At 69.4% G+C, this 26,623-nt stretch carries 25 protein-coding genes and 1 rRNA gene; 24 read left to right on the top strand and 2 right to left on the bottom strand.

Annotated features, from left to right (window positions below):
* Positions 1-94 (top strand): 5S ribosomal RNA (gene rrf / locus ACZ63D_RS35815); the annotation flags it as partial.
* 131 nt (positions 95-225) lie between these two features.
* Here rrf and ACZ63D_RS35810 read toward each other — a convergent pair.
* Positions 226-663, bottom strand: a complete 438-nt coding sequence (locus ACZ63D_RS35810; protein ID WP_465358757.1) for an Lrp/AsnC family transcriptional regulator — start codon at positions 661-663, stop codon at positions 226-228.
* Positions 664-788: 125 nt separating this feature from the next.
* On the opposite strand from ACZ63D_RS35810, the gene ACZ63D_RS35805 reads away from it, so the two are divergent.
* The 5 genes from ACZ63D_RS35805 (at position 789) to ACZ63D_RS35785 (ending at position 6,621) form a co-directional block, all read left to right on the top strand.
* Entirely contained in the window at positions 789-1,205 is a 417-nt protein-coding gene (locus ACZ63D_RS35805) for a rhodanese-like domain-containing protein (protein WP_465358756.1), read from the top strand.
* Complete coding sequence (locus ACZ63D_RS35800) at positions 1,202-1,951, top strand: type 1 glutamine amidotransferase (RefSeq protein ID WP_465358755.1); 750 nt, start codon at positions 1,202-1,204, stop codon at positions 1,949-1,951. Before ACZ63D_RS35805 ends, ACZ63D_RS35800 begins: the two co-directional genes overlap by 4 nt.
* Positions 1,952-2,045: 94 nt before the next feature.
* Entirely contained in the window at positions 2,046-3,176 is a 1,131-nt protein-coding gene (locus ACZ63D_RS35795) for an inorganic phosphate transporter (RefSeq protein ID WP_465358754.1), read from the top strand.
* A gap of 30 nt (positions 3,177-3,206) precedes the next feature.
* On the top strand, positions 3,207-6,182 hold the full coding sequence (locus tag ACZ63D_RS35790; protein ID WP_465358753.1) for a bifunctional [glutamine synthetase] adenylyltransferase/[glutamine synthetase]-adenylyl-L-tyrosine phosphorylase: 2,976 nt from the start codon (positions 3,207-3,209) through the stop codon (positions 6,180-6,182).
* A gap of 10 nt (positions 6,183-6,192) precedes the next feature.
* On the top strand, positions 6,193-6,621 hold the full coding sequence (locus tag ACZ63D_RS35785; protein ID WP_465358752.1) for an acyl-CoA thioesterase: 429 nt from the start codon (positions 6,193-6,195) through the stop codon (positions 6,619-6,621).
* Between the two features lie 46 nt (positions 6,622-6,667).
* Here ACZ63D_RS35785 and ACZ63D_RS35780 read toward each other — a convergent pair whose 3' ends face one another.
* Positions 6,668-7,219 carry a TetR/AcrR family transcriptional regulator gene (locus ACZ63D_RS35780; protein WP_465358751.1) on the bottom strand — a complete coding sequence of 184 codons (552 nt, stop codon included), beginning with the start codon at positions 7,217-7,219 and terminating at the stop codon, positions 6,668-6,670.
* Between the two features lie 223 nt (positions 7,220-7,442).
* Between ACZ63D_RS35780 and ACZ63D_RS35775 the strand changes: the two genes are divergently transcribed.
* From ACZ63D_RS35775 to ACZ63D_RS35690, 18 genes are all read left to right on the top strand, one after another.
* Entirely contained in the window at positions 7,443-7,895 is a 453-nt protein-coding gene (locus tag ACZ63D_RS35775) for a (2Fe-2S)-binding protein (protein ID WP_370940148.1), read from the top strand.
* Complete coding sequence (locus ACZ63D_RS35770) at positions 7,882-8,844, top strand: FAD binding domain-containing protein (RefSeq protein ID WP_465358750.1); 963 nt, start codon at positions 7,882-7,884, stop codon at positions 8,842-8,844. Before ACZ63D_RS35775 ends, ACZ63D_RS35770 begins: the two co-directional genes overlap by 14 nt.
* Positions 8,841-11,012: a xanthine dehydrogenase family protein molybdopterin-binding subunit gene (locus ACZ63D_RS35765; RefSeq protein ID WP_465358749.1), complete on the top strand. Its 2,172-nt coding sequence runs from the start codon at positions 8,841-8,843 to the stop codon at positions 11,010-11,012. Before ACZ63D_RS35770 ends, ACZ63D_RS35765 begins: the two co-directional genes overlap by 4 nt.
* Positions 11,013-11,533: 521 nt before the next feature.
* A complete protein-coding gene (locus ACZ63D_RS35760) occupies positions 11,534-14,389 on the top strand; it encodes an ATP-binding protein (protein ID WP_465358748.1) in 2,856 nt (951 codons plus the stop codon).
* A 114-nt stretch (positions 14,390-14,503) separates the two neighbouring features.
* Entirely contained in the window at positions 14,504-15,967 is a 1,464-nt protein-coding gene (locus ACZ63D_RS35755; RefSeq protein WP_465358747.1) for an eCIS core domain-containing protein, read from the top strand.
* Between the two features lie 142 nt (positions 15,968-16,109).
* A complete protein-coding gene (locus ACZ63D_RS35750) occupies positions 16,110-16,793 on the top strand; it encodes an AfsR/SARP family transcriptional regulator (protein WP_465358746.1) in 684 nt (227 codons plus the stop codon).
* 44 nt (positions 16,794-16,837) lie between these two features.
* Positions 16,838-17,053, top strand: coding sequence for a hypothetical protein (locus ACZ63D_RS35745; RefSeq protein WP_465358745.1), 216 nt, complete (start codon positions 16,838-16,840; stop codon positions 17,051-17,053).
* 55 nt (positions 17,054-17,108) lie between these two features.
* Positions 17,109-18,719: a phage tail sheath family protein gene (locus ACZ63D_RS35740; protein WP_465358744.1), complete on the top strand. Its 1,611-nt coding sequence runs from the start codon at positions 17,109-17,111 to the stop codon at positions 18,717-18,719.
* Between the two features lie 12 nt (positions 18,720-18,731).
* Positions 18,732-19,253, top strand: coding sequence for a phage tail protein (locus ACZ63D_RS35735; RefSeq protein ID WP_465358743.1), 522 nt, complete (start codon positions 18,732-18,734; stop codon positions 19,251-19,253).
* On the top strand, positions 19,253-19,924 hold the full coding sequence (locus ACZ63D_RS35730) for a hypothetical protein (RefSeq protein WP_465358742.1): 672 nt from the start codon (positions 19,253-19,255) through the stop codon (positions 19,922-19,924). Before ACZ63D_RS35735 ends, ACZ63D_RS35730 begins: the two co-directional genes overlap by 1 nt.
* Positions 19,921-20,658 carry a hypothetical protein gene (locus ACZ63D_RS35725; RefSeq protein ID WP_465358741.1) on the top strand — a complete coding sequence of 246 codons (738 nt, stop codon included), beginning with the start codon at positions 19,921-19,923 and terminating at the stop codon, positions 20,656-20,658. The genes ACZ63D_RS35730 and ACZ63D_RS35725 overlap by 4 nt, the downstream gene beginning before the upstream one ends.
* The gene (locus tag ACZ63D_RS35720) at positions 20,655-21,890 is read left to right on the top strand and encodes a Pvc16 family protein (protein ID WP_465358740.1); all 1,236 of its coding nucleotides are present in this window, start codon (positions 20,655-20,657) and stop codon (positions 21,888-21,890) included. Before ACZ63D_RS35725 ends, ACZ63D_RS35720 begins: the two co-directional genes overlap by 4 nt.
* Entirely contained in the window at positions 21,887-23,695 is a 1,809-nt protein-coding gene (locus ACZ63D_RS35715) for an ATP-binding protein (RefSeq protein WP_465358739.1), read from the top strand. Before ACZ63D_RS35720 ends, ACZ63D_RS35715 begins: the two co-directional genes overlap by 4 nt.
* Positions 23,692-23,913, top strand: a complete 222-nt coding sequence (locus ACZ63D_RS35710; protein ID WP_465358738.1) for a hypothetical protein — start codon at positions 23,692-23,694, stop codon at positions 23,911-23,913. Before ACZ63D_RS35715 ends, ACZ63D_RS35710 begins: the two co-directional genes overlap by 4 nt.
* Positions 23,914-23,991: 78 nt before the next feature.
* Positions 23,992-24,648 (top strand): hypothetical protein, encoded by a 657-nt coding sequence (locus tag ACZ63D_RS35705; protein WP_465358737.1) that lies wholly within the window; start codon positions 23,992-23,994, stop codon positions 24,646-24,648.
* A gap of 10 nt (positions 24,649-24,658) precedes the next feature.
* Positions 24,659-24,973, top strand: a complete 315-nt coding sequence (locus ACZ63D_RS35700) for a LysM domain-containing protein (RefSeq protein ID WP_465358736.1) — start codon at positions 24,659-24,661, stop codon at positions 24,971-24,973.
* Positions 24,966-26,087, top strand: a complete 1,122-nt coding sequence (locus ACZ63D_RS35695) for a hypothetical protein (protein WP_465358735.1) — start codon at positions 24,966-24,968, stop codon at positions 26,085-26,087. The genes ACZ63D_RS35700 and ACZ63D_RS35695 overlap by 8 nt, the downstream gene beginning before the upstream one ends.
* Complete coding sequence (locus ACZ63D_RS35690) at positions 26,084-26,617, top strand: phage baseplate assembly protein V (protein WP_465358734.1); 534 nt, start codon at positions 26,084-26,086, stop codon at positions 26,615-26,617. The genes ACZ63D_RS35695 and ACZ63D_RS35690 overlap by 4 nt, the downstream gene beginning before the upstream one ends.
* Positions 26,618-26,623 lie beyond the last annotated feature (6 nt).

The raw sequence follows: 26,623 nt of genomic DNA, 5'->3' as shown, positions 1-26,623 counted from the left end.
AACGCCCGGTCCCATTCCGAACCCGGAAGCTAAGCCTGACTGCGCCGATGGTACTGCAACCGAAGGGTTGTGGGAGAGTAGGACACCGCCGAACTCAACATGAAGAGGAGCGGGGCTCCGGTCGAGAACCACAAACAGGTTCTCCCGGGGCCTCGCTCCCTTTTTGCGTTGTGGCGTGAAGGCCCGAACCCGTGACCAGGGGTCGGGCCTTCACGCATATTCAGGTCACAGCGGCAGTCCGCGGCCTCGAACCGGCGACGAGAACACCAGTGAGGTCGTCGTCTCGCCATACCGCTGAGCCTGCTCGACAAACCGCTCCAGATCCGCCGTCGTGCGGCAGTGCACCCGGAGCAGCCAGCACTCGTCTCCGGTGACGTGGTCGGCATCGGTGATCTCCGGCAGCGGGAGAATCGCCTCGCGGAACCGAGGGCCGTCCAGGCTGCGCACCCGGACGCGGACCATTGCCTGGATGGGGCGGCCCAGCTTTTCCGGATCGACGCGTGCCGCGTAGCCGGTGATCACCCCGCGCTGTTCCAGTCGGCGTACTCGCTCTGTCACGGCCGGAGCGGAGAGCGAGACGCGGCGGCCGAGTTCCGAGAATGTCAGGCGGCCGTCGGACTGGAGCAGCTCCAGCAGGTGCCGGTCAACATCGTCCAGGTCCACGAGCGGCACCCTCTCCGAAACTCCAAGCAAACAGGCGTCCAGACCCGGAAAACCCAGGTGAGGACGGCGGAACACCTGGATCTTCCCCTGTCCCGCACCAGCACCGGAACGAGAGGATCACCACCGTGAAACCTCGCATCCTCTCCCTGCCCCAGGAAACCTCAGACGCCGTCGCCTACTTCGGGCGCGAGCTGGCCTTCGAGGTCGACCCGGTCGACCTCGCCCAGGACCTCGCGGATGGACGCACCGACGGCTACGTCCTCGTCGAGACCCGCAGCCAGGGGGCGTACGACGAAGCTCACCTCCCGGGCGCGATGTGCTTGCCGTACCGGGAAATCACCGAGGAAAGCACCCGTGACCTCGACCGGAACCTCGTCTACGTCTGCTACTGCGAGAGCATCTACTGCAACGCCGCCACCCAGGGCGCGTACCGGCTCGCGCGGCTCGGCTTCACCGTGAAACGCCTCTCCGGCGGCATCACGACCTGGCTCGCGCACGGCTACCCGACCGAGGCCGGGATGCCCGTACCCTGGACGCCGTGACTCGTCTGCTCATCATTCAGCCCGATGCCAGCGATCCCCTCGGTCCGCTCGGGGAGTGGCTCACCGAGGCCGGCGCTGAACTCGACGTGCGGCTGCCGCCGGAGCAGGAACTTCCGTCGAGTCTCGACGGGTACGACGGGGTGGTCTGCCTCGGCGGCGGCATGGGTGCGCTCGACGACGCCCAGCATCCCTGGCTCGCCGATGTCCGCAAGCTCCTCGCCACTGCGGCGGGGAATGCAGTGCCGACACTCGCGATCTGCCTCGGTGCGCAGCTGCTCGCGGTCGCGACCGGCGGGCAGGTCGCGGAGGGCGAGGCTGGGCCGGAGGTGGGGCCGGGGTTGGTGTCGAAGAAGGACGCCGCTTGGGTCGATCCGCTCTTCGCGGACATGCCCTTCCTCCCGGATGTCCTGCAGTTCCACCGCGACATCATCACCGTGCTGCCGCAGAGCGCCGAACTGCTCGCGTCCACGCCGAAGTACCCGCACCAGGCCTACCGGATGAACCGTTGTGTCTACGGTGTCCAGTTCCACATCGAGACCACGCCGGACGTCGTCCGGGCTTGGGCCGAAGCGGAGCCGGAAATGGCGGAACTCACCCGTCCGGGCGCGCTGGAGGACGACACTCTGACCTCTGCGCACGCGGAGATCGCCGAGACGTGGCGTCCGTTCGCGCGCCGGTTCGTCCAATTGGCCGCCGGTCAACTGGAAGCCGCTCCGGAAAGTCAACGCCAGTTGCCGCTGGCTTAACGGATGACGTCGGAATCACTTACGGCGAGTTAACGGTTCACCCGAACGGTCAGGTACCTTGCGGGAGGTATTTCCGTAGGGTTCGGAGGTCGGGGTGGACCCCTCGCTGCTCGTTGTCGTCGTGATCTGCACGGCGCTGGTTTTCGATTTCACCAACGGCTTCCACGACACGGCGAACGCGATGGCGACCTCGATCGCCACCGGAGCACTCCGGCCCCGCGTCGCCGTCGCGATCTCCGCGGTGCTGAACCTGGCCGGCGCGTTCCTGTCGGTCGAGGTCGCGAAAACGATTTCCAGCGGACTCGTCGACGAGACGAGGATCGGGCCCGCCATCGTGTTCGGCGGGCTCATCGGGGCGATCGTCTGGAACCTCTTCACCTGGTACGTCGGCCTGCCGTCGAGTTCGTCGCACGCGCTGTTCGGCGGGCTGATCGGCGCGACCTGGGTGTCCGCGGGCGCGGATTCGGTCCACTTCGGCAAGATCGTGGACAAGGTGCTCGTCCCGGCCGCCGCGTCGCCGGTGATCGCGGGAGTGGCGGCGGCCGCGGTCACCTTCCTCGTCTACCGGTTCCTGGTGCGCAAGCGCGGCGGGCGCGGATTCCGGGTCGGGCAGATCGTCTCGGCGTCGCTGGTCTCGCTCGCGCACGGGACCAACGACGCGCAGAAGACCATGGGCGTCATCACCCTGACGCTGGTCGCGGCCGGCAGCCTTCCGGCTGGGTCCGCGCCGCCGGTCTGGGTGATCGTCAGCGCCGCGTCCGCGCTCGCGCTCGGCACGTATCTCGGCGGCTGGCGGATCACCCACACTCTCGGCAAAGGCCTCACCGACATCGAAGGCCCGCAGGGCTTTTCCGCGCAGACCAGCAGCGCCGTCGTGATCCTGCTGTCGTCGCATCTCGGGTTTCCGCTGTCGACCACGCACGTCTGCTCGGGCGGCATCATCGGCTCCGGCGTCGGACGGCGCGAGGCTCCGGTGCGCTGGCGGATGGCGGGCCGGATGGTGCTCGCGTGGCTGTTCACGCTGCCCGCGGCGGCGATCGTCGGCGCGGCGGCGGGCAAGATCGCTTCGCTGGGCGAGGCCGGGACCATCGCGGTCGGCGTCGCCGGGATCCTCTTCGCGGCCGGGATCTATCTGCTGTCCCGGCGCAAGCCCGTCACCGCGCACAGTTTCCAGGTTCCCGAACCGTCCGCTGTCGATACCGAACCGGACCGCCTGGCTGCCTGAACCACCCGGGGTCCGGCTACGGTGTGAGCGATGGCAGAGCGCGCGCGGACCACAGCTTCGGCGGCCAGGTACGGCTTCACCGACACCCGGGCCGACGGTCAACTGCGCGCGGCGGGCTGGTGGACCGAAGGCGGGCCCGCCGAGGGTGCCACCGACGTCCTCCTTGCCTTGTCTCGCGCCGCGGATCCGGACCTCGCGCTGGCCGGGCTCGACCGCATCCGCGAGGCCGACGAATCCGGCTGGCCCGAGCTGGACAGCACGCTCCGCGAACACCGTACGTTCCGCGGCCGGCTCCTGGGCGTGCTCGGCACCTCCACCGCGCTGGCGGATTTCCTGGTCGCGAATCCGGGTGAGTGGCGTTGTCTCGCGGACAACCGCTGCACGGACCCGGCGAAGTTCGCGGAGCGGCTGCTTGAGCGCGTCCGGAAGGACGACGGGACGTACTTCACCGGGACCGCTGCTGAACACGAGCTGCGGGCTGGCTACCGCGGCCTGTTGCTCGGCATCGCCGCCGCTGACCTCGGCCACCTCGTGGAGCCTGGGCTGGAGCACCCGCAGTTCCGGGACGTGGCCAGCCAGCTGACGACTCTCGCCGAGGCTGCGCTGCGGGCCGGGCTCGTGGTCGCCGAGCAGGAGGTCGGCGCGTCCGCCGAAGGCACGCTCGCGGTGATCGCGATGGGCAAGACCGGCGGTCGCGAGCTGAACTACGTGAGCGACGTCGACGTCATCTTCGTCGGAGCTGGCGACCTCGGCGTCGCGACCCGGCTGGCCAGCACGATGATGCGGCTGGTCGGCAACGCGTGCTTCGAAGTCGACGCGGCGTTGCGGCCGGAAGGCAAGAGCGGGGCGTTGGTGCGCACGCTCGAAGGACATACCGCCTACTACCAGAAATGGGCGAAGACCTGGGAGTTCCAGGCTTTGCTGAAGGCACGCCCGGTGGCCGGCGACGCCGAGCTGGGCCGCCAGTACGCGGAGATGGTCGCGCCGATGGTGTGGTCGGCCGCGGACCGCGAGAACTTCGTGACCGAGGTCCAGCAGATGCGCCGGCGGGTGGAGGAGCACGTCGCGTCCGAGCATCTTGAACGCGAGCTGAAACTGGGCCGCGGCGGGCTGCGGGACGTCGAGTTCGCCGTGCAGCTATTGCAACTCGTGCACGGCCGGGTGGATCCCGCGCTGCGCTCGCCGTCCACTTTGGAAGCTTTGGCCGCGCTGGGCGACGGCGGGTACGTCGGCCGTGCGGACGCGGCGGAGATGGGTTCGTCGTACGAGTTCCTGCGGACCGTCGAGCACCGGCTGCAGCTGCGCCGGTTGCGGCGGACGCACTTGTTCCCCGCCGCATCCGACACCGATGAGCTGCGGATTCTCGCTCGTGCCTGCGGGATTCGGGCGGTGCGCGGGCGCAGCCAGGGCGAGGCGCTGCTCGCCGAGTTCCGCCGTCACGCGCAGGGGATCCGGCGGCTGCACGAGAAGGTTTTCTACCGTCCGCTGCTGCAGTCGGTGGCGAATGTGCCGACGGAGGCCTTGCGGCTCACCACGAAACAGGCCGCCAGCCGGCTCGCCGCGCTGGGGTATGCCGCGCCGGAAGGGGCGCTGCAGCACATCAAGGCGCTGACCGCCGGGGTGTCGCGGCGCGCGGCCATTCAGCAAGCGCTGCTGCCGGTGCTGCTCGATTGCCTGGCCGATACGCCGGATCCGGACGGCGGGCTGCTCTCGTATCGCAAGGTGTCCGAGGCCTTGCAGGACACGCCGTGGTACCTGCGGGTGCTGCGGGACGAGGGCACTGTCGTCGAGCGGCTCGCCTTCCTGCTCGGGACGTCGAATCTGGTTCCGGACCTGCTCGTCCGCGCGCCGGAAGTGCTGCAGTTGCTAGGAGATCCGGCCCGGCTGACCGGACGCACGCCCGCCGAGGTGGCGACGTCGCTTCGGGCGGCTGTGCGTCGTCAGCCTGGGTTGAGCGCTGCGGTCACCGCCGCTCGGTCGCTGCGTCGGCATGAGCTGCTTCGCGTCGCGTGCGCGGATTTGTTGGGACTGCTAGATGTTCCGTCGGTCTGCGAAGCGCTGTCGAGCGTGTGGGTGGCGGTGTTGCAGGGAGCGTTGTCGGCGGCCTATCGGCAACGGCAGGCCGAGCTGGGGCGTACTCCAGCGACGATCGCGGTCATCGGCATGGGCCGGCTCGGCGGGGCGGAACTGGGCTATGGCTCGGACGCTGACGTCCTCTTCGTCTGCGAGCCCGCCGAAGGGGTTTCGGACGCCGAAGCCGTGCGGTTCGCTTCATCGGTCGCGGAGACGGTGCGGAAGATCCTTGGCGCGCCGAGTGCGGACCCGGCGCTGATCGTCGACGCGGATCTCCGGCCGGAAGGCCGCAGCGGGCCGCTCGTGCGGACACTGGAGTCGTACCGGGCCTACTACCAGCGCTGGGGCGAGGTGTGGGAGTCGCAGGCGTTGCTGCGGGCCCGGTTTGTCGCCGGGGACGAGGACCTTGGCCAGCGGTTCATCGAAATGATCGACCCGCTGCGCTATCCCGAAGGCGGGCTCGACCCGACGGACGCGCGCGAAATCCGGCGGATCAAGGCCCGGGTGGAGACCGAACGGCTCCCGCGGGGTGCCGACCCGACGCGGCACACGAAACTCGGCCGCGGCGGTCTCGCCGACGTCGAGTGGACTGTCCAGCTTTTGCAGTTGCAGCATGCGCACGAGGTGCCTGGCCTCCGGACGACGTCGACCCTCGACGCGCTGACCGCCTTGGCCGAAGCCGGTCTCGCGCCGGCCGAATCGGTGGACTCGCTGCGCGAGGCCTGGCTGCTGGCCACCCGCGTGCGCAACGCGACGATGCTGGTGCGCGGCAAGGCGGCGGACGAGGTGCCCGGAACCGGCCGCGACCTGGCCGCGGTGGCGCGGGTGTTCGGCTACTCGGTGGACGACGACCCGGGCGAGTTCCTCGACGCCTACCGCCGTGTGACGCGGCACGCGCATGCCGTGGTCGAGGAACTCTTCTACGACAACTAGCCTGGACGTCGTGACCGACCGCGAACCGTTCCGCACCCGGATCAAGGTGCGCCACTACGAACTCGACACCTTGGGCCACCTGAACCACGCCGTGTACCACTCCTACGGCGAGGTTTCCCGGCTGGAAGTCTTCGAGGCCGCCGGCGACGTGAACCTGCGCGAATCGCGGCTCGCACCGGTGCTGCTCGAATCGAACATCGTCTACCGGCGGGAACTGCGCGCCGGGGACGTGGTGGACGTGACCTGCGACGCCTCGTTCGGCGACGGCAAGGTGTTCTGGATGACCTCGCGCATCCTCAAGCTGGACGGGACGCTGTCGGCCGAGATCAAGTGCACGCTGGGGCTGATGGATCTGGACAAGCGCAAGCTGGTGCCGGATCCGCGGGGGCATTTCGAGCGGGCCGGGGTCGATTTGAAGGTGCTGTCCACTTCGGAGTGATTCCGGGACAGGTCCGTGAGGGGAACCCGCACGGACTTCGCCGGGGTCAGTCCCGCCGCATCCCGTGCCACACCAGGTCCACCACCGACTCGGTCTCGGCCTTCCAATCTCCTTCCTGGGTAAGGAAAAACAGCCCGCCGAGGCCGCGCATCAACGTTTCCGTCTTCAAATCGGCCCGGATCGTGCCCGCTTCCGCGTTCGCCTCGCGCAGCGTGTCCAGCGCGCCGAGCATCCGCGCGTACGCCCGCGTCGGCAGTTCGCTTTGCGACGCGCGCAACGCGTTGGCCAGGCCGCGTTTCGTCATCATGTAGTGCGCCAGGTGGTCCACGATCCAGACGCGCAACGCCTGATCGGGGGCATGCTTGGCGAGCAATTCGGGCACGATCTCGACGAGCTGGTCCACCTCGCGTTCGTAGACGGCCAGCACCAGCGACTCCGGCGTGGGGAAGTGCCGGTACACCGTGCCGACGCCGACGCCCGCTTCCTTGGCGACCGCGTTGAACGACACTTCTCCCGACCGGCTCACGGTTTCGGCCGCCACCGCCAGGATCCGTTCGTGGTTGCGCCGGGTGTCCGCCCGCCGCGGGCTCACCGGCATCGCGCCTCCCGGGTTGCTTCGCCTGTCTGACCTGGAGCCGCTCCAGCACTACCTGGAGTAGCTCCACTTCGTTGCGTAGCGGATTCTAATCCGCTAGCCTCGGTCAAAGCGAGCCAAGCGGATGAATATCCGGTTTACCTCGCGTTCCCGAAGGGCCGTCACCACCACCATCACGCCGCAGGACGTCCGCCGCGGGCGGACTCGCGGGAAAGCGAACCCTACTGTGGACATTTCCCTTGAAGTCAATGGAAGAACCGAAAAACTCGGCGTCGAACCGGGGGTGACCCTCCTGGACGCGCTGCGCGAGCGGCTCGGCATCACCGGCCCGAAGAAGGGCTGCGACCGCGGTCAGTGCGGAGCCTGCACCGTGCACGTCGACGGCAAGCCGGTGCTGTCCTGCCTCACGCTCGCGGCCGCCGTGCGCGGTCCCGTCACCACCGTCGAAGGGCTGTCCACTGAGGACGAACTGCACCCGGTGCAGCAGGCGTTCGTGGACCAGGACGCGCTGCAGTGCGGGTTCTGCACGTCCGGCCAGGTGATGTCGGCGGTCGCCGCGGTGCGCGACGACGTGTCCGACGTCCGCGAGTTCATGTCCGGCAATCTGTGCCGGTGTTCGGCGTACCCGAACATCGTGCGCGCCGTGGAGCAGGCGAGGCAGGCCGATGCGACCGTTTGAGCTGACCGCACCCGCCACTGTCGAGGACGCGCTGGGCAGCGCGGGCACCTACCTCGCCGGCGGCACCACCCTGGTCGACCTGATGAAGCTCGACGTCCTCACGCCGCAGCGCGTGCTGGACATCAACGACCTGCCGCTGCGGGGCATCGACACCGCGGACGGCCTGCGGTTCGGCGCGCTGGAGCGGATGGGCGACATTGCCGCGCATCCTGGCGTGTACCCGGCGATCTCGCGCGCGCTGCTGCTCAGCGCGTCGCAGCAGTTGCGGAACATGGCCAGCATCGGCGGAAACCTGATGCAGCGCACGCGGTGCTCGTACTTCCGTGACGTCGCGATGCCGTGCAACCGGCGTTCGCCGGGCAGCGGCTGTTCGGCGATTTCCGGCGTGAACCGGATGCACGCGATCCTCGGCACCAGCGACTCCTGCGTGGCCACCCACGCCAGCGACGTCGCGGTCGCGCTGGTCGCGCTCGACGCGGAGGTCGTGCTGGCCAGCGCCGAGGGCACCCGCACGGTCGCGCTGACCGACTTCTACCGCGAACCGGGCGACACCCCGGAAATCGAGCACGACCTGCGCCCGGGCGAGCTGATCACCGAGGTGCGCGTGCCGCGGCTCGACTGGGCGGAGAACTCGACGTACGTCAAGATCCGCGACCGGCAGTCGTACGAGTTCGCGCTGTGCTCGGCGGCGGTCGCGCTCGACGTGCGCGATGGGAAGATCGCCGACGCTCGCGTGGCGGCGGGCGGCGTCGCGACGGTGCCGTGGCGGCTGCCCGCCGTGGAAGAGGCATTGCGTGGCGCGGAGCTGACCGAGGAAGCTTTCGCGGCCGCCGCCGCGGTCGCGGTGGAGGGGGCAAAGCCGTTGTCCGGCAACGTTTTCAAGCCTTCGCTGCTCAAGCGGACGATCATCCGCGCGCTGCTCGAACTGACCGAAGGGAGCCGGGCATGAGCGCGCGGCTGGACGCTCCGCGGAAAGTCACCGGCCAGGCCGATTACGCGCTGGACCGCACCTTCCCCGGCATGCTGTACGGGTACATCGTGCTCAGTACGATCGCGCACGGCGAGATCACCGCGATGGACGTGACCGCGGCGAAGAGCGCGCCTGGGGTGGTGAGCGTCTACAGCCCGTTCGACCCGCTCGAACTGCACCCGTTCAAGTCCCAGCTGATGGGGGACGTGTGGCTGCCGCTGCACGACCGGGACGTGGTGTTCTACGGGCAGCCGATCGGGCTGGTCGTCGCGGAGACGTTCGAACAGGCGCGGGACGCGGCGGGGCTGATCGAGGTTTCCTACCAGGAGAAGCCCGCGCTCACGTCGATGGAGGACGGGCTCGCGACCGCGGAGGACGCACCGGAGAGCCGCGGCGCCGCGCCGTCGATCGAGGTGCTCGCCGACGGCGTCGAGTCCTTCGCGGACGCGTTGGCGCAGAGCCCGGTCGTCGTCTCGCAGACCTACCGCACCGCGACGCAGAACCACGCGGCGATGGAACCGCATTCGGCGGTCGCGAAGTGGGACGGCGGCGAACTCACCCTCTACAGCGGAAACCAGGCCAGCTACCTGCAAGCCATGGAAATGGCCGGGGTGCTGGGCATCGAGCCCTCGGCCGTGCACGCGATCAACCCTTACGTGGGCGGGGCGTTCGGCGGCAAGGCGGGCACCTCGGCTCCGGCGATGCTGGCCGCGGCCGCCGCCAAGGCGCTCGACCGTCCGGTGAAGTGCGCGCTCACCCGCGAGCAGGTGTTCACCGCGACCGCGAACCGGCCGGCCACGGTGCAGAAGATCGCCTTGGGCGCGGACCGCGACGGCACGCTGATCGCGGTGCAGCACGATTCCTGGTCCGCCACGTCGATGAGCCGGTCCTTTGTGGAACCGACGTCGCACGGCACCTCGCGCGAGTGGTACGCGACGCGGAACCTGTCGATCAGCCAGAAAATGGTTCCGCTGCACATCCCGCCGGGCACTTTCATGCGCGCGCCGGGCGAGGCGTCGGGGTCGTTCGCGCTCGAAAGCGCCATCGACGAACTCGCGATCGCGCTCGAGATGGACCCGATCGAACTGCGGAAGCGCAACAGTTCGCTCGCGCCTCCCGGCGTCGACCTGCAGTGGTCGAGCAAGCACCTCGACGAATGCTACGAGGTCGGGGCGCAGCGATTCGGCTGGGCGAACCGGTCGCCGCGCGGGCACGTCGACGGCGACTGGCTTGTCGGGATGGGGACGGCGACCGCGATGTTCCCGGGGCTGCGTTTCCCGGCGACGGTCGAGATCAAGCTCAACGCGGACGGGACGGCGGACGTGTCCACCGGCGGGGCCGACCCGGGCACCGGGCTGCTCACCGTGCTGGCCACGATCGGGGCCGAATCCCTCGACATCGACCCGGAACGGGTCACCCCGCACCTGGGCGACTCCCGGTTCGCGCCGGGCGGGATGTCCGGCGGCTCGACCGCCACGGCGAGCACCGGCACCGCGATCATGCTCGCGGCCACCGAACTGCTCGACGAACTGGTGGCGCTCGCCGCCGAACCGGGCGCGCCGTTCGAGGGCGAGGTGGTCACGTACGCCGAGGGTCTGCTGCACGGCAACCGCGGCACCATGCCGTTCGGGGAGCTGCTGCGGGCGATCGGCCGGGAATCCTTGTCCGCCAAGGGGTCTTCGGCCCCGGGCGAGGAGATGACGAAGCATTCGTTCAGCTCGTTCGGCGCGCAGTTCTGCGAGGTCCGGGTGCACCGGCTGACCCGGGAGGTCCGGGTGTCGAGGATGCTGGGCGTCTTCGACGGCGGCCGGATCATCAACCCGACGCAGGCGCGGAGCCAGCTGTCCGGCGGCATGATCTGGGGCGTGTCCGCGGCCCTGCACGAGGGACTGGAAGTGGAGCCGAGCGGACGTCCCGCGAACGCGGACTTCGCGAGCTACCTGCTGCCGGTCAACGCGGACATCCCGGAGATCGACGTGCAGTTCGTCGAGTACCCGGACACGCTGCACAACGCGGTCGGAGCCCGCGGCGTCGGCGAGATCGGCGCGGTGGGCATGGCGGCCGCGGTGGCGAACGCGGTGTGCAACGCGACCGGGATCCGGGTGCGGAGCATTCCGATCATGATTGAGGATCTTCTGGTGGAGTGACCGGGAGGGGGCGTCCGGGCGCGGACGCCCCCTGTCCGGGGTGTAGGGGTCTGGTGGTCGGCACCGCGGGATAGTGCGCGGTGGGGCCGAGTGGCCTGCCGCAATTTTGCGCGCCGTCGGCTTGGGGCGGCCGCGCGGTGCATTGGCTGCGGCGGGACCCGGGCAGCCCTGAGCGGGTAACGCGGGCTGTGGTGAGTGCACGGCTGACTGTGAGTCAAGAAGTCACCATCGCGGCGGACCACGAGTCGGTGAGTTACCGCGCCGGATCGGCCGGAAGCGGTTTCGGCACCGGGCGCAGAACTGGCCGCGGAACTGCTCCGCGACCCCATTCGCCCCTTTGTTCCCATCCGGAAAATTGTTCAGCACCATGCGGCGCGGGTCTGGCCTCGGCCGCGCGGATGCGGGCTTCGCAGGTCAGCGGCCAGATTCTGTCCGCCATTGTTCTTCTCCCGAGAAATTCGCTGGTGCCTACGCCGTCCGGCGGTATGGTTTCGTGGGCACCTGTTCGGGGAGGCTGGCGAATGGACTTAGCACCGGCCGGGAGTGCGGATCTTCCGCGGAGAGGCGGAGCCGGCTCGTATCGCGGATCCGAACCGGGCGTTCCGCTGATCGGCCGGGACGTCGAATTCGCTGTGCTGGCAGAGGCTATCGCCGCGGCGGGGGCTGGGCGCGGGGGTGCGGTCCTGGTGTGCGGGCAGCCGGGAATCGGCAAGTCGAGGCTGGCCGCGGAGGCGATCGCGGCGGCGCGGGGCAAGGGATTCGCCATTGTCGAGGGGCGGGCGGACCCGTTGTTGTCCGGCCTTTCGTACGCGCCGATCGTCCAGGCTTTCCGCGGCCATCTGAGTGAATCCGCCGGGTTTTCTCCCGAGTCCGGTAATCTCGGCGCATTGTTCCCCGATCTGCGTCCGGTTTCGCCGGAAGCCGGGGATCCAGGACTGCAGCGCACCCGGATGTGCGAAGCGGTGTTCGCGGCGACGCGGCAGCTCACGCGGCGCAGTCCGGTGCTGCTCGTGATCGACGACCTCCACTGCGCTGATCGGGGGACGATCGAACTCCTGCACTATCTCGGGCGCAACGCGGAGGGACTGCCGCTGCTCGTGCTCGGGTGTTTTCGTTCCGGCGTGGACAACGAGGCGCTGGACGCGATGGCGGAGGCGGCCCGGCGACCTCCGGCGGGACGGCTGCTCGAACTCGCGCCGCTGACCGACCAGGCGGTGCGCGATCTGGTGCAGCACGTCCTCGGCACTCCGCCGCCGCTCGCGTTGCTGCGCGCGGTCGCGTCGCGGGCGTCCGGGGTGGCGTTGTTCGTCGTCGCGTTGACCCGGCATCTGGCCGCGAGCCGGATGTGCGGGCCGCTGCCCGAGGTGATCCGGGACGTCGTGCGCGAGCAGATCGGGCGGCTCGGCGAGGTGGATCGGAGGCTGCTGGAGATGGTCGCGGTCGCCGGGACGCACGGCAGGCCGGAGGTGCTGGCCGACGTGTCCGGGATGGGCCTGCCCGAGCTGCACGCTGCGCTGCGCAGGCTGGTCGGCCGCCGACTGGTCGTCGAGCATCAGGCGGAGGTCGAGCCGCATTATCAAGTGGCGCATCCCCTTTACGCCGAGGCGGTTTATCACGAACTTCTGCTCGCTGAGCGGAGAGCGTTGCACGCGGCGATCGGGGCGGCGCTGCATCGCGCGGACCGTACGGTCGCGGCCGCGCCGCACTACGCGGCTGGCGGCGACAGTGTTCCGGTGGACCGGGCGATCGAGGCGTTCAGTGCGGCGGGGACCCGCGCGCTGACTGTCGGGGATTTGGACGAAGCTGCCGAGTATCTCAGCGCTGCGCTGCGGCGTGCGCGGGAAGCTCGTCCGGACGCGGTACCGGCTTTGCTTGTCGATGTAGCGAGGTTGCAGCAGGGCCGGGGCCGGCTGGACGAGGCCGCCGAACTGCTGCGGGACGCGGTGGCGCTCAGCGAGCGGCGCGGCCAGGACGCCGAGGGGCGGCGGGCCTGGCGGCATCTGCAGGCTCTCCTGGAAGTCGAGCGCGGGAACCTTCCGGCGGCGGTCGGGCTGGCCAGGGCCAGCGGCCGACGTCCGGCCACGGACCCGCCGACGCGGTTGCTGATCCATTGGATCATCGCGCTGCGGCACGGCGATTTTCCGGAACTGGCCGTCATTTCTCAGGAACTCGTCGAGCTTCCGGCGACCAGTGACACTCCGGGCGCGCATTCGGTCGCGCATCTCGGGGCGGGCGCGCTGGCGGCGTTGTCGGGCGACGTCGAAACGGCGGTCGTGGAATTGCGCAGTGCGCTGGAGCTCGCGCTGCGGTGCGGGGACGAAGGCCCGCGGCTCGCGTTCGCCCCGCGGATGATGCTCAACGGTTTGTCCACGTTGCGCGGTGACCTGGTCACGGCGATCCGGGTCGCGGACGTCGGCACGACTCCGGCGGTCCGGCACTGGCTTCCGTCCGCCACGTGCTACCTGCAGACCATGCTCGCCACCACGCGGTACTTCGCCGGCGACCTGCGCACCGCACTGTCTGAAATGGACAGTGCGGTGGCCGAGGCGCGCCGGGTCGGGCAGGACCGGCTGCTCGGGCGGACCCTGGCCGGACGGGCTTTCGTCCGCGCCGAACGCGGGCACCTCGACGAGGCGGCGGCGGACCTGGCCGACGCGCGGCGGCATTACGACCCTTCGCAAATCGATCTGCTGGATGCCTACGATCTGGCGGCGACGGCACTGGCCGTGCGGCGCGGGGTAGCCGCGCAGGCTCCGCCGCTCACCGACACGCTGCCGTTCGGCGACACGCAGCTCAACTGCCTCCGGGTGTCTTTCGCCGGATACGCCGCGGTGCAGCGGGGAGATCTCGTCGAAGCCGAGCGGGTGGTCGGGCTGCTGCGCGAGGCGGGCACCAACGCGCCCGTGCTGCACGCGCTCGCCGACCGGCAGCAGGGATTCGCCGACGCCGCCAGGGGAAAGGCGGCGGAGGCGGCCGACCGGCTGCGTGGTTCGGCGGCCGTGCTGCGCGGCTTCGGGATGAATCTGCTTGCCGCGCAAGCCGAATTGGAGCTGGCGGAGCTGCTCGACGCGGAGGAGGCGGAAGTGGTGACGTCCTCGGCGACGGCGGCGTTCACCGCGGCGGGGAGCACTCCGTGGCCGGAGCGGGTCGCGAAGCAGGGGCATTCGGTTCCGGCGCAGCGGTCCGGGCCGCTCACCCGGCGGGAATCGGAGATCACCGTGCTCGTCGGGAAGGGGCTGTCGAACGCGGACATCGCCGCGGCGCTGTTCCTCAGCGAGCGGACGGTGGAGACGCATCTGCGCAACGTCTACCGCAAGCTCGGGCTCAAATCCCGGGTGCGGCTGGCGCGGTGGGTCCAGGATCGCGGCCCGCGGTAAAAGAGGAATATGCCGAACTGAGCCGCCGCGGCTGCGAGAAGCCGGGGCGGTGACGGCGTGGTGACGGATTCCGCTCACACTGCCCCGGTGGTCCAGTGATCGGGAGGGTCCTCGATGCAGCGACACGTCCGGGTACCCGTGCCGGGACCGGCCGAACCCGAACCCGCGGCGAAGAGTGGCGGGAATCCTCTCGAACCAGACGTCCGGCACTTCATGGAGCAGCGCTTCGGGCAGGATTTCAGCCAGGTGCGGGTGTACTCGGATCCGGCAGCGGCCGAATCGGCGGCCTGGCTGGGGGCGAAGGCCTACACGATCGGGGAGCGCGTCGTCTTCGGCACCGGCGAATACCGGCCCGGTACCTCCGCCGGGAAGCGGTCTCTCGCGCACGAGCTGGCGCACGTGGTCCAGCAACGTCGGGGCGGCGGGCAGGCACCGGGGTTCGCCGCGGGGCATTCGCTGGAACGGTCGGCGGACGCAGCGGCGGACGCGGTCCTCAGCGACGGGCCGGTGAAGGTGGCCGGGGCGAGCGCGCCCGGTCTCGCCCGCCAAGCTGAGCCCGACACCCGGGTGCTGGTCGCGAACCTTCGCGGCAGCCGGGTGTTCGGGGCCGCGCGAGTCGCGGTCTCGGTGTTGTCCGCGCCGCTGAGGTTGCTGGGGTGGGCGATCACCGGGGCGGCGATCGGGATGCGTGCGTCCGGCAACGCCGGTGCGGTGGTCGGGGCGGGGGCCGGACAGGACACCATGGTCTTCGTCAACCTCGAGTCCGGCGAGGTGACCACGGATGTCATCGGCTACGGCGAACTCGGGTTCGGCGTGACCGCGGGAGGCAGCGAAGCGATCGTCATGGCGCTCCGGCTCGGTCCGGCTGGCCGGGCGGGAAACGTGTCCGGGGCGTACGCGGGCGGGAGCGTGAACGTCGCGGCGAAACTGCTCGCCGGGGTGGGATTTTCCGTCAGCACCGGGCTTTTCTCGGGGAAGGAAGGCTGGGTGGCGGCTGCGTTCAGCCTCGGTGCCGAGGCTGGTGCGCGAGTGTCGGGCAGTTACGGCGTGAGCGTGTCGGACACCGTCGCGCCGGCGATCGCGGCGTGGACGCACGAGGTCACGACGGGTCTGGCGTCCGGGGTGCGGACGGCGGGCATGATCGGGCAGGGCATCGGCAGCGTGGTGGCGCAGATGTTCGGCAGCGTGATCGGCATTCTCGACCCGGCCAACTGGGATCTCACCGGATACACGCCGGCGGAGCAGCAGGCTTGGCGCGAGTTCGGCGGATATCTGGCGCGGGTCATCACCAGCACGACGCTCGACCGGTTTCTCGCCGGGGAGGCTCAAGGGCTGCCGGTGTCGCGGCGGATCGCGTCGATCGGGGACGTCGGGGTGTTTATCCGGGTGTCCGAGGCGATTAACGCGCGGTACCGCCGAATGGCTGGCGGCGCGGTGCGAGCGGGTGACGAGATATGGCCGGCGAACGCGTTCACCCAGCGCACGTATCTGCAGTTCCTTTCGTTCCTGCGGGACCAGCGTTTGCTGGCCGGGGCCGGTCCGGGAGGTTCGTTCACGGCGGGACCGGAGCGTCGGTGAGCGAAGTTACGTGGTAGCACGGATGGCGCGGCGGCGGCTCGGTCACGACCATCGGAGATCGGGGATCGAGGGGGTGTCGGTTCGGATGGTCGGCTCGCGGATACAAACGTACGAATCGGGAGAGGGGACGGAAACGGCGTCGGTGCTGGTGGTGCAGACGTTGCCGTCCTTCGGGGTGGACGGCGCGGCTGACGCGCCACCGCTTTCCCGTGCGGCACAACGGTTGGTGACTTACCTCGCGCTTCGCGATCGGCCCGTGCTGCGCGCGGAGGTCGCGCACGCGCTGTGGGCGGAGTCGTCGGAGGAACACGGTGCGGCGAGCCTGCGCACCACGTTGTGGCGCATCGGCCGGGTGCATCGGGATCTGGTGCGGGTGACGGCGGAACGGCTGTCGCTCGCCGATATCGCGGCCGTCGACGTACGAGCCGCGTCGAGTCTGGCGCGTTCGCTCACGTCCTCCAACGCGGAGCTTCCGCGAGACAGCGAACCGGTGATCGGGTTGCTGTCGACCGATCTGCTGCCGGATTGGTACGACGACTGGCTTTTCGTATTCCGCGAGCGGTGGCGGCAGCTTCGCTTGCACGCGCTGGAATGCCTGGCCGGACGTCTCGGCGAAGCGGGCCGATTCTCCGAGGCGATCGACGCCGCGCTCACCGCGGTCGACGCCGAACCACTGCGGGAAAGCGCGCACCGCTGCCTGATCCGCGTACACCTTCTCGAAGGAAACCGCGGCGAGGCGGTACGGGCTTACCGTGCCTTGGCGGAACTGCTGCACGAAGAACTCGGCGTGCGGCCCAGCCCCGGCGTGCGGGCCTTGCTCGCTTGAGCCGGGTGACGGTGCGGTGACGGGGAACCGTTGTACTGCACCGTATGGCAGGTGCGGACCCGGAGCGAATCGCGCTGCACGTCCTTCGGGCGTGGTGCACGTCCGACGGACAGCTGCGGGTCCGCGTCACGACCACCGCGGACGTGCGGACCGACGCGACGACGTCGGAGGTGCTCACGACCCGCGACCAGGTTCTCGCGTCGGTGGACCGCTGGCTGAGCCGGATCGGCGCGCCGGACGGCGACGTGACGCCGCGGTGACGGAACCAGTGCACGCTCACGATCACGGCCGAGAAAGCCGCGGAGGGAGACGGCCATGCCCATCACGCCCACGTTTCCGGGTGTCTATATCGACGAGCTGCCCAGCGCGGTTCGGACCATCACCGGAGTGCCCACCTCGGTCGCGGCTTTCGTCGGAACCGCCTCGCGCGGCGTGACGAACGTGGCGGTGCACATCACGAGCTGGGAGGATTACGAACAGCAATTCGGCGGTCTCGACCCGGCGAGCGACCTCAGCTACGCGGTCTGGCAGTTCTATCAGAACGGCGGCAGCGAAGCCGAAATCGTGCGGGTCTTCGGCACTGCGCCGCCGACGAAGGCGGAGGCCGAAGACGCCGCGACGCCTCCGGCAGCCGCCGCCGCGACGATCGTTTTGCCGAACGGACCGACTCTGCACGCACGCGGGGAAGGGGCCTGGGCCAACGGAAAGCTGCTGGCGCGCGTCGACTACCACACCGCCAAGGACGACGCCCACCAGCTGTACAACCTGACGATCCGCGACGCGACCAGCAACGTCACCGAGCAGTACCTCAACGTCAGCATCGACCAGAACTCCCCGCGTGCGTTGAAGAACGTCATCGCGTCCTCGGGGTTGATCGGCTGGGCCGAGAATCTGGGGAATCGGCCGGCCGAGCACAGCTCCGCCGGACTAGCGGAAGGGCAGGATCCGTTCCGGGACACCACGAAGAAAGACGTCTGGTACACCGCGGCGGATCGTGGCCAGGACGGTCCGGCACCGCGAGCCGAGGACTTCCTCGGCGATCCCGGACAGCAGACCGGCATCTACGCCTTGCTCAAGACCGACATCTTCAACATGCTTTGCCTGCCCGGTGCCCCGGGGTTGATCGGCGGCCCGGCGCAAATCCTGAGCAAGGCGCTCGCGCTGTGCGTCGACCGCCGGGCGATGCTGATAGTCGATCCGGATCCGAACTGGCAGACGTCGAACGCGGTCGCCACCGCGGTGAAGGATCCCAACTTCGTTCTGAACGACGAAAAGGCCAGCAACGCGGCACTGTACTTCCCGCGGATCAACCAGCCGGATCCTCAGCAGGAGAACCGGGTCCGCGACTTCGCGCCGTGCGGGATGATCGCCGGGACGTGGGCGCGCACGGACGTCCGGCGGGGCGTGTGGAAGGCCCCGGCGGGCACTGAGGCGACGCTGAGCGGGGTCAGCGGCCTCAGCGTCCGGCTGACCGACCTGCAGAACGGCGTGCTCAACCCGCTCGGCGTCAATTGCCTGCGCGGTCTGCCGTCGGTGGGGAACGTGGTGTGGGGCGCGCGCACGCAACGCGGCGCGGACGTACTCGCGAACCAGTGGAAATACCTGCCGGTGCGGCGGTTGGCGCTGTTCATCGAAGAGAGCCTTTTCCGAGGCACGCAATGGGTGGTGTTCGAACCGAACGACGAACCGCTGTGGTCGTCGATCCGGCTCAACGTGGGCGCGTTCATGAACACCCTGTTCCGGCAAGGTGCTTTCCAGGGGCGCACGCCGAAGGACGCCTACCTCGTGAAATGCGACGCGACGAACAATCCGCAGAACGATATCGACCGCGGCATCGTCAACATCCTGGTCGGGTTCGCCCCGCTCAAGCCCGCCGAGTTCGTGCTCATCCACATCCAGCAGCTCGCCGGCCAGATCCAGGTGTAGGGGAGGACCGTCATGTCCGACAGCAAGACGAAACGGCGCGATCCGTACAAGAACTTCCGGTTCCGGGTGAAGTTCAGCGGCGGCGATTACCTGCTGGGCGTCAGCAAGATCACCGGGTTCAAGCGCAGCACCGAGGTGATCAAGCACCGGTCCGGCGGCGATCCGGCGACCAGCGCGAAACTTCCGGGCCGCACCGAGTACGACGCGATCACGCTCGAACGCGGCGTGACGGCGGACAAGGCGTTCGCGCAGTGGGCGAACCGGGTGTGGAGCTTCGCCAATTCCGGGCAGGGCTTGGAAACCTCTCTCAAGGACTTCCGCCGCGACCTCATCGTCGACGTGTTCGACGAGGGCGGCCAGAAAGTGCTGTCCTATCAGGTTTTCAACTGCTGGGTTTCGGAATGGCAACCGGTGTCCGATTTGGACGCCAATGCCAACGCGGTCGCCGTGCAGCACATCAAGGTCGAGAACGAGGGGTGGGTCGCCGAGGAGGTTTCCGAACCGCAGGACGTGTCCTTCGAAGATCCGGCGTGATGGCCGCGTTCACCGAAGCGAGCCTCTTGGACGTCTGGGAGGCGGCGCACGGGCTGGGTGCGGTCCGGCGGGCGCTCACGCTGGCTGTCGCCGGCGGTGCGGAACCGGCTGAGGTCGGGGATCTCGCGGTGGGCCAGCGGGACGAATTCCTGCTGGCCCTGCGGGAGCGGTGCTTCGGTACTGCGTTTCCGTGTCTGGTGAATTGTCCTTCGTGTGGTGAGGAACTTGAGCTGGAGCTGTCGAGCCGGGATCTGCGTCCGTCGCGAGTGGACGCTCCGAGGGTCGTGGCTGTCGACGGGTACGAGGTTGAGTTCCGTTCGGTGACCAGCCGGGATTTGCTAGAGGTCCACAGTAGACGATCATTGCTCGAACGGTGTGTGGCCGGTGAGCTGTCGGACGCGGTGCTCGCCGCGCTGCCGGACGCGCTCGCGGCGAGTGATCCGCAGGCTGACGTCCGGATCGAGCTGGACTGCGCGGTGTGCGGCCATGGCTGGGCCTCGCCGTTCGACATCGCGAGCTATCTGTGGACGGAACTGGAAGCTTGCGCGCGGCGGCTGCTGTATGACGTGCACGCGCTCGCGCTCGCCTACGGCTGGTCGGAGGCGGAAGTGCTGGCCGTGAGTCCGGGGCGGCGGCAGCGTTATCTGGAACTCGCGGGGACTGCGACATGAACGATTTCGTGGACCGGTTGCTGGGCCGGATCGACGCGCCGCCGATCCGGCCGCTCGTGCCGACGATGTTCGAACCCGCGAGCCCGGTCGGGGCGGAACCCGGCCTGCCGATGGGCACGTTCACTGAGTCATCGCAGAAACCAGCGCCAGTAGAGGAAACTGAACGCGTCCGTGAGGTTCCAGTGCCGCTCCGGCAGCCGGGCGAACCGGCCACGACGACTCACGAAATCGTTGCCGAGTCTCGGACTGCCACTGAGCACGCGACCGTTCTCCGCTCGGAGCGCCTCGTCGAATCGTCGCTGGAGCGCGAAGTGCGGACGGAACAGGTGCAGCGAGAGACGGTGTCGCAGCCAGTCCTGGCGGCGGAGCCAGCAATCGCTCCGGACCTGCCTGCGGCCGTGCAGACTCACGCGATCGAACCGGCCCACGTACCTCCGGTCGCGTCTCCTTGGCCAGAACCGGAACCGACGCCGGGTCTGCCTGCGGCCGAGCAGTCTCACGCGATCGAGCCGGTCCGCGCGCATCCGGTCGCGCGTCCCCGGTCGGCACCGGAACCGCCGCCGCGGCGACCGCCGGTGCTCCGGCGGCAGAACGCACCGGCCGAACCGGATGTGCACATCAGCATCGGCCGGGTCGAGGTCACCGCCCGCCCGGCACCGGTGTCCGCACCGAAGCCGCAGAAGGAGCGGAAACCGTTGCTGAGCCTGGACGACTACCTTCGGGAGCGGGGATGAGTGATGCCAACGCGATCGAGGCGGTGACCGAGGCGCTGGTCCAACTGGTCCTCGAAGGCGCGCGCGAGGTCGAGAGCGGCGCGAAGGTCGAAGCGCGCCCACCGCACGAAACGCCGGGGCCGAGCGGCGATCCGCAGCTCAACCTGTTCCTCTACCAGATCGACATCGACGAGTCGCTGCGCAACGAGGATCCGGTCGGGTTGCGGCCCGGCGAGCACGGCGATCCGCAACTGCCGCTCGTTTTGCACTACCTGCTCACCGCGTACGTGCCCGGCGGGGCCGACACCATCGCGCACCGGATGCTCGGCGGCGCGCTGCGGACGTTGCACGAACATCCCCACCTCAGCCGGGAACGGCTCCGGCTGGTGCAATCGCCCAGCGACGTCTCGGAACAGTCCGAGCTGATCCGGCTCAGCTGGCAATCCTTCGTGGAGAAGGACATTTACTCGCTCTGGTCGGCGTTCCAGACCAGCTACCGGCTCACGGTCGCGTTCGAGGCCGGGCCGGTGCTGATCGACAGCCGCCGCCCGCCGCGTATGCCGGTGCCGGTGCTGCGCCGGGGCGCGCTGGACCGGGGACCGGACTCCTCCGCCAGCGTCGAATCGCCGTACCCGCAGCTCACCGCCGCGGTGCCGGTCGCGGTGGGCGCCGACGGCCGCGAGCACGAACAGGCTTCGGTCAAACTCGGCGGACGCGTCCTGCTGCGGGGAGCGCATCTCGACCAGGCGACGGCGGTGCGGCTGGCGCATCCACTGCTGGCCGAGCCGGTCTCGATTCCGGTGGCACCGGGTAACGCGGCTGAGGTCCGGTTCGAGCTGACGGTGCCGCCGCGAGCGTTCCCCGCTGGTCTGTGGTCGGTGTCGCTGGTGTCGGGCACGACGGCGACGAACGAGGTTTCGCTCGCGGTCGCACCGGAGATCACGAGCCGGATGCCGATGACCGTGCACCGCCACGGGACCGGCGCGGTGGTCCGGCTCGCCTGCCGTCCTCCGGTCCGGGCCGGGCAACCGGTGCTGCTGGTGCTCGGGTCGCGGTCGGTGCTGGAGCGGCGTGCGGTCGCGGCTCTGCCGGAGGACCCGGTGACCGGTGCGGACCTGATCTTCGACGTCCCGGACGCACCGGTGGGCACCCATCTCGCGCGGCTCCGGATCGGCGGGGTGGACAGCCTGCTGATCGACCGGACCGGTCCGAAGCCAGCGTTCGACGCGACCCAGACGGTGACGATCGCATGAGCTGGGAAGCGGACAACGGCCGCTTTCTCGCCGCGTCGCTGGAGTGGCTGCGGGAGGTGTTGCGGCATCCCGGTGAAGCGGTCTCGATCGACGCGGTCGAGGAAGCTGAGGCGAGCAATCCTGCGCTGCCGGTGCTGGCGGAGCGGCTCGGGCTGTCGCGGTTCGAGCGGGACACTTTGCTGCTGTGTGCGGCGGTGGAACTGGACCCGTCGATCGCGGGGCTGTACGCCGAGGCGCACGACAACCCGCGGATGACGTATCCGACGTTCGGCCTGGCCCTGCGCGTACTGCCTGATCCGGCCTGGGAAGCGGTGTCGCCACAAGGCGGTCTGCGGTACTGGCAGCTCGTCGAAGCGGCTACCGGGCAGGGCGTTGTTTCGGCACCGCTGCGGGCCGCCGAGCGCGCGGTCAACTACCTCAAAGGGCTCAACACCCTGGACGATCGGCTGACTCCGCTGGTCACCCCGCTGGCTCCGGCCGAGCTGTCGGCTTCGCAGCAGAGGGTCGCCGAGGAAGTGGCGAGCCAGTGGGCGCTCGCGGGTCCGGTCCAGCTCACCGGTGCCGACGAGGCCGCCAAACGGCACGTTACCGCGTACGCCGCGCAGCTCGCCGGACTGGCGGCGTATCGGCTCCCGGCCTCCGTGTTGCCCTCGCAGCCGGGTGAACTGGACCAGCTGGCTCGGGTGTGGCAGCGCGAGGCTGCTTTGCTGCCGCTGGCGTTGTATCTCGAAGCCGACGAGACGGACGCTGGGCAGTTTCTCGAGCGAATCACCGGACCGGTGGTGCTGGCGGTCCGGGAGGGCGCTCCGGGGCTCCGGTCGATCGAGGTCTGCCCGCCGACGCCGGCGGAACGGGCGCTGGCGTGGCGGGAAGCGCTCGGGACCGATCAGCCGGTGATCGACGCGCTGGCCGCGCAGTTCGCGCTCGACCTGCCGAGCATCACGGCGGTGGCGGCGGTCGCGGGAGCCGATCCGGAAAAGGTGTGGCAGGAATGCCGGGTCCGCACCCGGCCGCGGCTGGACGGACGCGCGCAGCGGCTCGAATCGACCGCGGCCTGGGACGATCTGGTGCTGCCGGAGCAGTCCCGGCGGTTGCTCGGCGAGATCGCCGACCAGGTGGGCCATCGCACCACCGTGCACGAAACGTGGGGTTTCGGCGATCGCGGAGCCGGCTTGAGCGTGCTGTTCTGCGGGCCGAGCGGCACTGGCAAGACGATGGCGGCCGAGGTGCTGGCGAACCGGCTGGCGCTGGACCTCTACCGGATCGATCTGTCCACAGTGGTCAGCAAGTACATCGGGGAGACCGAGAAGAACCTGCGGAAGCTGTTCGACGCGGCCGAGGGCGCGATCCTGTTCTTCGACGAGGCGGAATCGCTGTTCGGCAAACGCGGCGAGGTCCGCGACGCGCACGACCGCTACGCCACCATCGAGGTCGACTACCTGCTCCAGCGGATGGAAGCCCATCGCGGCCTGGCGATCCTCGCGACCAACATGCGCTCGGCACTGGATACCGCGTTCCTGCGGCGGCTCAGATTCGTGGTCGAGTTCGCCTTTCCCGGCCCGGCCGAGCGGAAAACCATGTGGCGGAAAGCGTTCCCGACCCGCGCTCCGTGCGCCGGTCTCGACTTCGACCGGCTGGCGCAGCTGCAAACGAGTGGCGCGATGATCCGTACCATCGCGCTCAACGCGGCCTTCCTCGCCGCGTCCGCCGGTTCGCCGATCACGATGGAGACCGTGCTCGCCGCGGCGCGCACCGAGTTCCGGAAGCTGGAACTTCCCGTGCCGGAACGGGATTTCCGCCGATGATCGAGGTCCGGATCGAGCGGCTGGTGCTGACGGGGTTCTCCGGGGACCCCGGTCAGCTTCGCGAAGCGGTAGAGACGGAGCTGGCTCGCCAGCTGACGGACCTGCCGCGCCGAGGGTCGCGGCGGCGTCGCGTTGTGGCGCAGGAACTGCCAGCCGGCTCACTGGCCGAGGCGATCGCCCGCTCGATTCATCGCGGAATCCGCGAGGTGGCCGGCTGAACGGTGACGCCTTGGTGACGCGGTCGCGGCACGCTTGGGGCAAGGCGTTCCGCCGTTCGCTGGGGAGGAATTACGACGATGACCACCTTTCCGCAGAGCCTGAATCCCGTCCGGGGCGGGTTCGTGCTGGTGGATCCGGACAGCGGGCGGGCGTCGAAGACGATTCCGTTCCAGTACAACCCGGACACGCTCACCCGGACCCTGCAGGTGCAGGGCGTCGGCGGAGAACCGGGCGACCGGCTGGAATCGTTGCGGCTCAAGGGACCGTCGCACGAGTCCTATCGGTTTGAAGCCGAGTTCGACGCCACCGCCGCACCGGGCAAATACCCGGACGGATTGTTTCCTGTGCTGTGTGCGCTGGAGAAAAGCTTGTCCCCGACGTACGCCCAGCTGCAGAACGAAGACTTGCTGGCCGGACAGGGGCAGCTGGAGATCGTGCCGGTGGAGGCACCGCTGACGGTGCTCGTGCTCGGCCCGAAACGCGTGCTGCCCGTGCGGATCACCGATTTCAGCGTCACCGAGGAAGCGTTCGACGCCGCGCTCAATCCGATTCGGGCCAAGGTCAGCGTCACCGTGCGAGTGCTCACTGTGGACGATCTCGGCTACCCGCACCCCGGCGATCCGGGGGCGCGCGCCAAGGGCGGAACGCTGTATCTGACCTATCTCCAGCAGAAAGAACGATTCGCCGACGGGGTCAGCAATCCGGTGACCGACGTCGGCGTCCCGACCGTCTAGGAGGTGCTCGATGTTCTCCGCGACCAGTCGTTACTACGGCCTGCCCACCGCGGTCCGCGACCTGCCGGACGGTCGCGCGGTCCGCTTCGTCCGGCGGCGGTTGCTGCCGCAGCCCGAGCAGCTCGCGCAGATCGGCGAGCGCGTGGTCCACCCCCGCGACCGGCTGGACCGCATCGCCGGCGAGGTGTTCGGCGACGCCGAGCAGTACTGGCGGATCGCCGACGCGAACCGGGCGATGGACCCGGACGAGTTGACGGCGGAGCCGGGCAGGCGGCTGCGGATCACCCTGCCGCCCGGGATCCCGGCGGGAGGGACCGGTGGGTAAGAGCTTTCAGCTGCAGCTGATGATCGGCAGGACGCTCGCCGTGCCGGTGCCGCACGCACTGGTCGACGCGTTGCAGTCGGTGCAGGTCACCTCAGCCGCGGGTGAGCGCAGCGGATTCCAGCTGACGTTTGCGGTGAGCCGGAAATCGGTGCTCACCACGACGTTGCTGCCGTCCGGGCTGCTCGATCCGCCCGCGCGGGTCGTGCTCGCGGTGATCGTCGGCGGGTCGGCGGACGTCCTGATGGACGGCGTGATCACCCGGCACGAGATGAGCCCGGGCTCCGGTCCGGGCGAATCGCGGCTCACGGTAACCGGCGAGGACCTCACCGCGCTGATGGACCTCCGGTACGAGCAGGAGGTCTTTCCCGGGATGCCGCTGCACGTGCGGGTGCTGAAAATACTGGCGAAGTACGCGATGTACGGAATCGTGCCCGCGCCGGTGCCGGTGCTGCTGTGGGAGCCTGAGCTGCCGCAGGAGAAAGTCCCAGGGCAGTCCGGGAGCGATCTCAGTTATCTGCGGGATCTGGCGAAAGACGCGGGTTACTCGTTCTACCTGATCCCGGGTCCGGTGCCGGGCGCGAGCATCGGGTACTGGGGGCCGGAAGTCCGCGCCGGTGTCGTGCAGCCCGCGCTGACCGTCGATTCCGGGACGGCGACCAATGTGGAATCCCTGTCGTTCGGTTTCGACGGGATGTCCGGGAAGCAGTACACGATCCGGATCACCGAACCGCATACGAAAATCGGGTTCTCCATTCCGGTGCCGGACATCGCCTTGCTGCGGCCGCCGCTGGCCGCGCGTCCCGCGGTGGCCCTGCAGGAGGAACCGCTGCCGGACTTGGCTGGACGGTCCACGACGGAGATCCTGCTGCGCGGCCTCAGCAAAACCGCGAAGGCGGCGGATGCGGTGACCGGGCAGGGAAAGCTCGACGTGCTCCGGTACGGCCACGTGCTGAAATCCCGCGCGCTGGTCGGCGTGCGCGGAGCGGGGCTGGCCTACGACGGCCTCTATTACGTCAACCGCGTCACCCACGAGATCAAACGCGGCGAGTACAAGCAGAGTTTCGGCCTGACCAGGGACGGTTTCGTCCCCTTCTCCCAGCAGGTGAGCGCATGACCGAAGAAACGCGGTTCGACGGCACCTATCAGGGCGAGGTGGTGTCCAATGTAGACCCGCTCGGACTCGACCGGCTGCTCGTGCGAGTCGGAGACGTCCTGGGTGACAACGCCGTCTGGGCGCGGGCGAGCACCGCGGCACCGGGCATGAACGTGGTGCCGCTGATCGGTTCCGGCGTGTGGGTCGAGTTCCAGGGCGGAGACCTCGGCCGCGCGGTGTGGACGGGCTTCCGGCGCGACGTGCGGGAGGAGGGGCCGCCGATCGCGTCCAGCATTCTGCCGGGCGTGCCGCAGGTCGTGATCGGCACGCCGCTGACCCCGGTCGGGCTGCCGCCGCAGAACTACCTGCTGATCACCCAGCAACCCGGTCCGACCGGCGGCATCCAGCTGCAGATCATGGGGCCGTCCGGCCCGTACGTGAAGCTCAACGAGACCGGGATCGAACTGTCCTGCGGTCCCGGTCTCGCCTCCATCCGGCTCGCCGGGACGTCGGTGATCATCAACAACGGCACCTTCGTCGTTCCGAGCTAGGAGGTG

The sequence above is a fragment of the Amycolatopsis sp. NPDC104775 genome, assembly GCF_055583325.1.
This window is presented reverse-complemented; position numbering and strand designations above follow the sequence as displayed.

What these genes read in the sequence shown, in the direction of transcription:
- ACZ63D_RS35790 (WP_465358753.1), top strand. Translation starts at nt 3,207, where the DNA reads ATGGCAGAGCGCGCGCGGACCACAGCTTCGGCGGCCAGGTACGGCTTC.
- ACZ63D_RS35780 (WP_465358751.1), bottom strand. Translation starts at nt 7,219, where the DNA reads ATGCCGGTGAGCCCGCGGCGGGCGGACACCCGGCGCAACCACGAACGG.
- ACZ63D_RS35770 (WP_465358750.1), top strand. Translation starts at nt 7,882, where the DNA reads ATGCGACCGTTTGAGCTGACCGCACCCGCCACTGTCGAGGACGCGCTG.
- ACZ63D_RS35765 (WP_465358749.1), top strand. Translation starts at nt 8,841, where the DNA reads ATGAGCGCGCGGCTGGACGCTCCGCGGAAAGTCACCGGCCAGGCCGAT.
- ACZ63D_RS35760 (WP_465358748.1), top strand. Translation starts at nt 11,534, where the DNA reads ATGGACTTAGCACCGGCCGGGAGTGCGGATCTTCCGCGGAGAGGCGGA.
- ACZ63D_RS35755 (WP_465358747.1), top strand. Translation starts at nt 14,504, where the DNA reads ATGCAGCGACACGTCCGGGTACCCGTGCCGGGACCGGCCGAACCCGAA.
- ACZ63D_RS35745 (WP_465358745.1), top strand. Translation starts at nt 16,838, where the DNA reads ATGGCAGGTGCGGACCCGGAGCGAATCGCGCTGCACGTCCTTCGGGCG.
- ACZ63D_RS35740 (WP_465358744.1), top strand. Translation starts at nt 17,109, where the DNA reads ATGCCCATCACGCCCACGTTTCCGGGTGTCTATATCGACGAGCTGCCC.
- ACZ63D_RS35735 (WP_465358743.1), top strand. Translation starts at nt 18,732, where the DNA reads ATGTCCGACAGCAAGACGAAACGGCGCGATCCGTACAAGAACTTCCGG.
- ACZ63D_RS35730 (WP_465358742.1), top strand. Translation starts at nt 19,253, where the DNA reads ATGGCCGCGTTCACCGAAGCGAGCCTCTTGGACGTCTGGGAGGCGGCG.
- ACZ63D_RS35725 (WP_465358741.1), top strand. Translation starts at nt 19,921, where the DNA reads ATGAACGATTTCGTGGACCGGTTGCTGGGCCGGATCGACGCGCCGCCG.
- ACZ63D_RS35720 (WP_465358740.1), top strand. Translation starts at nt 20,655, where the DNA reads ATGAGTGATGCCAACGCGATCGAGGCGGTGACCGAGGCGCTGGTCCAA.
- ACZ63D_RS35715 (WP_465358739.1), top strand. Translation starts at nt 21,887, where the DNA reads ATGAGCTGGGAAGCGGACAACGGCCGCTTTCTCGCCGCGTCGCTGGAG.
- ACZ63D_RS35710 (WP_465358738.1), top strand. Translation starts at nt 23,692, where the DNA reads ATGATCGAGGTCCGGATCGAGCGGCTGGTGCTGACGGGGTTCTCCGGG.
- ACZ63D_RS35705 (WP_465358737.1), top strand. Translation starts at nt 23,992, where the DNA reads ATGACCACCTTTCCGCAGAGCCTGAATCCCGTCCGGGGCGGGTTCGTG.
- ACZ63D_RS35700 (WP_465358736.1), top strand. Translation starts at nt 24,659, where the DNA reads ATGTTCTCCGCGACCAGTCGTTACTACGGCCTGCCCACCGCGGTCCGC.
- ACZ63D_RS35690 (WP_465358734.1), top strand. Translation starts at nt 26,084, where the DNA reads ATGACCGAAGAAACGCGGTTCGACGGCACCTATCAGGGCGAGGTGGTG.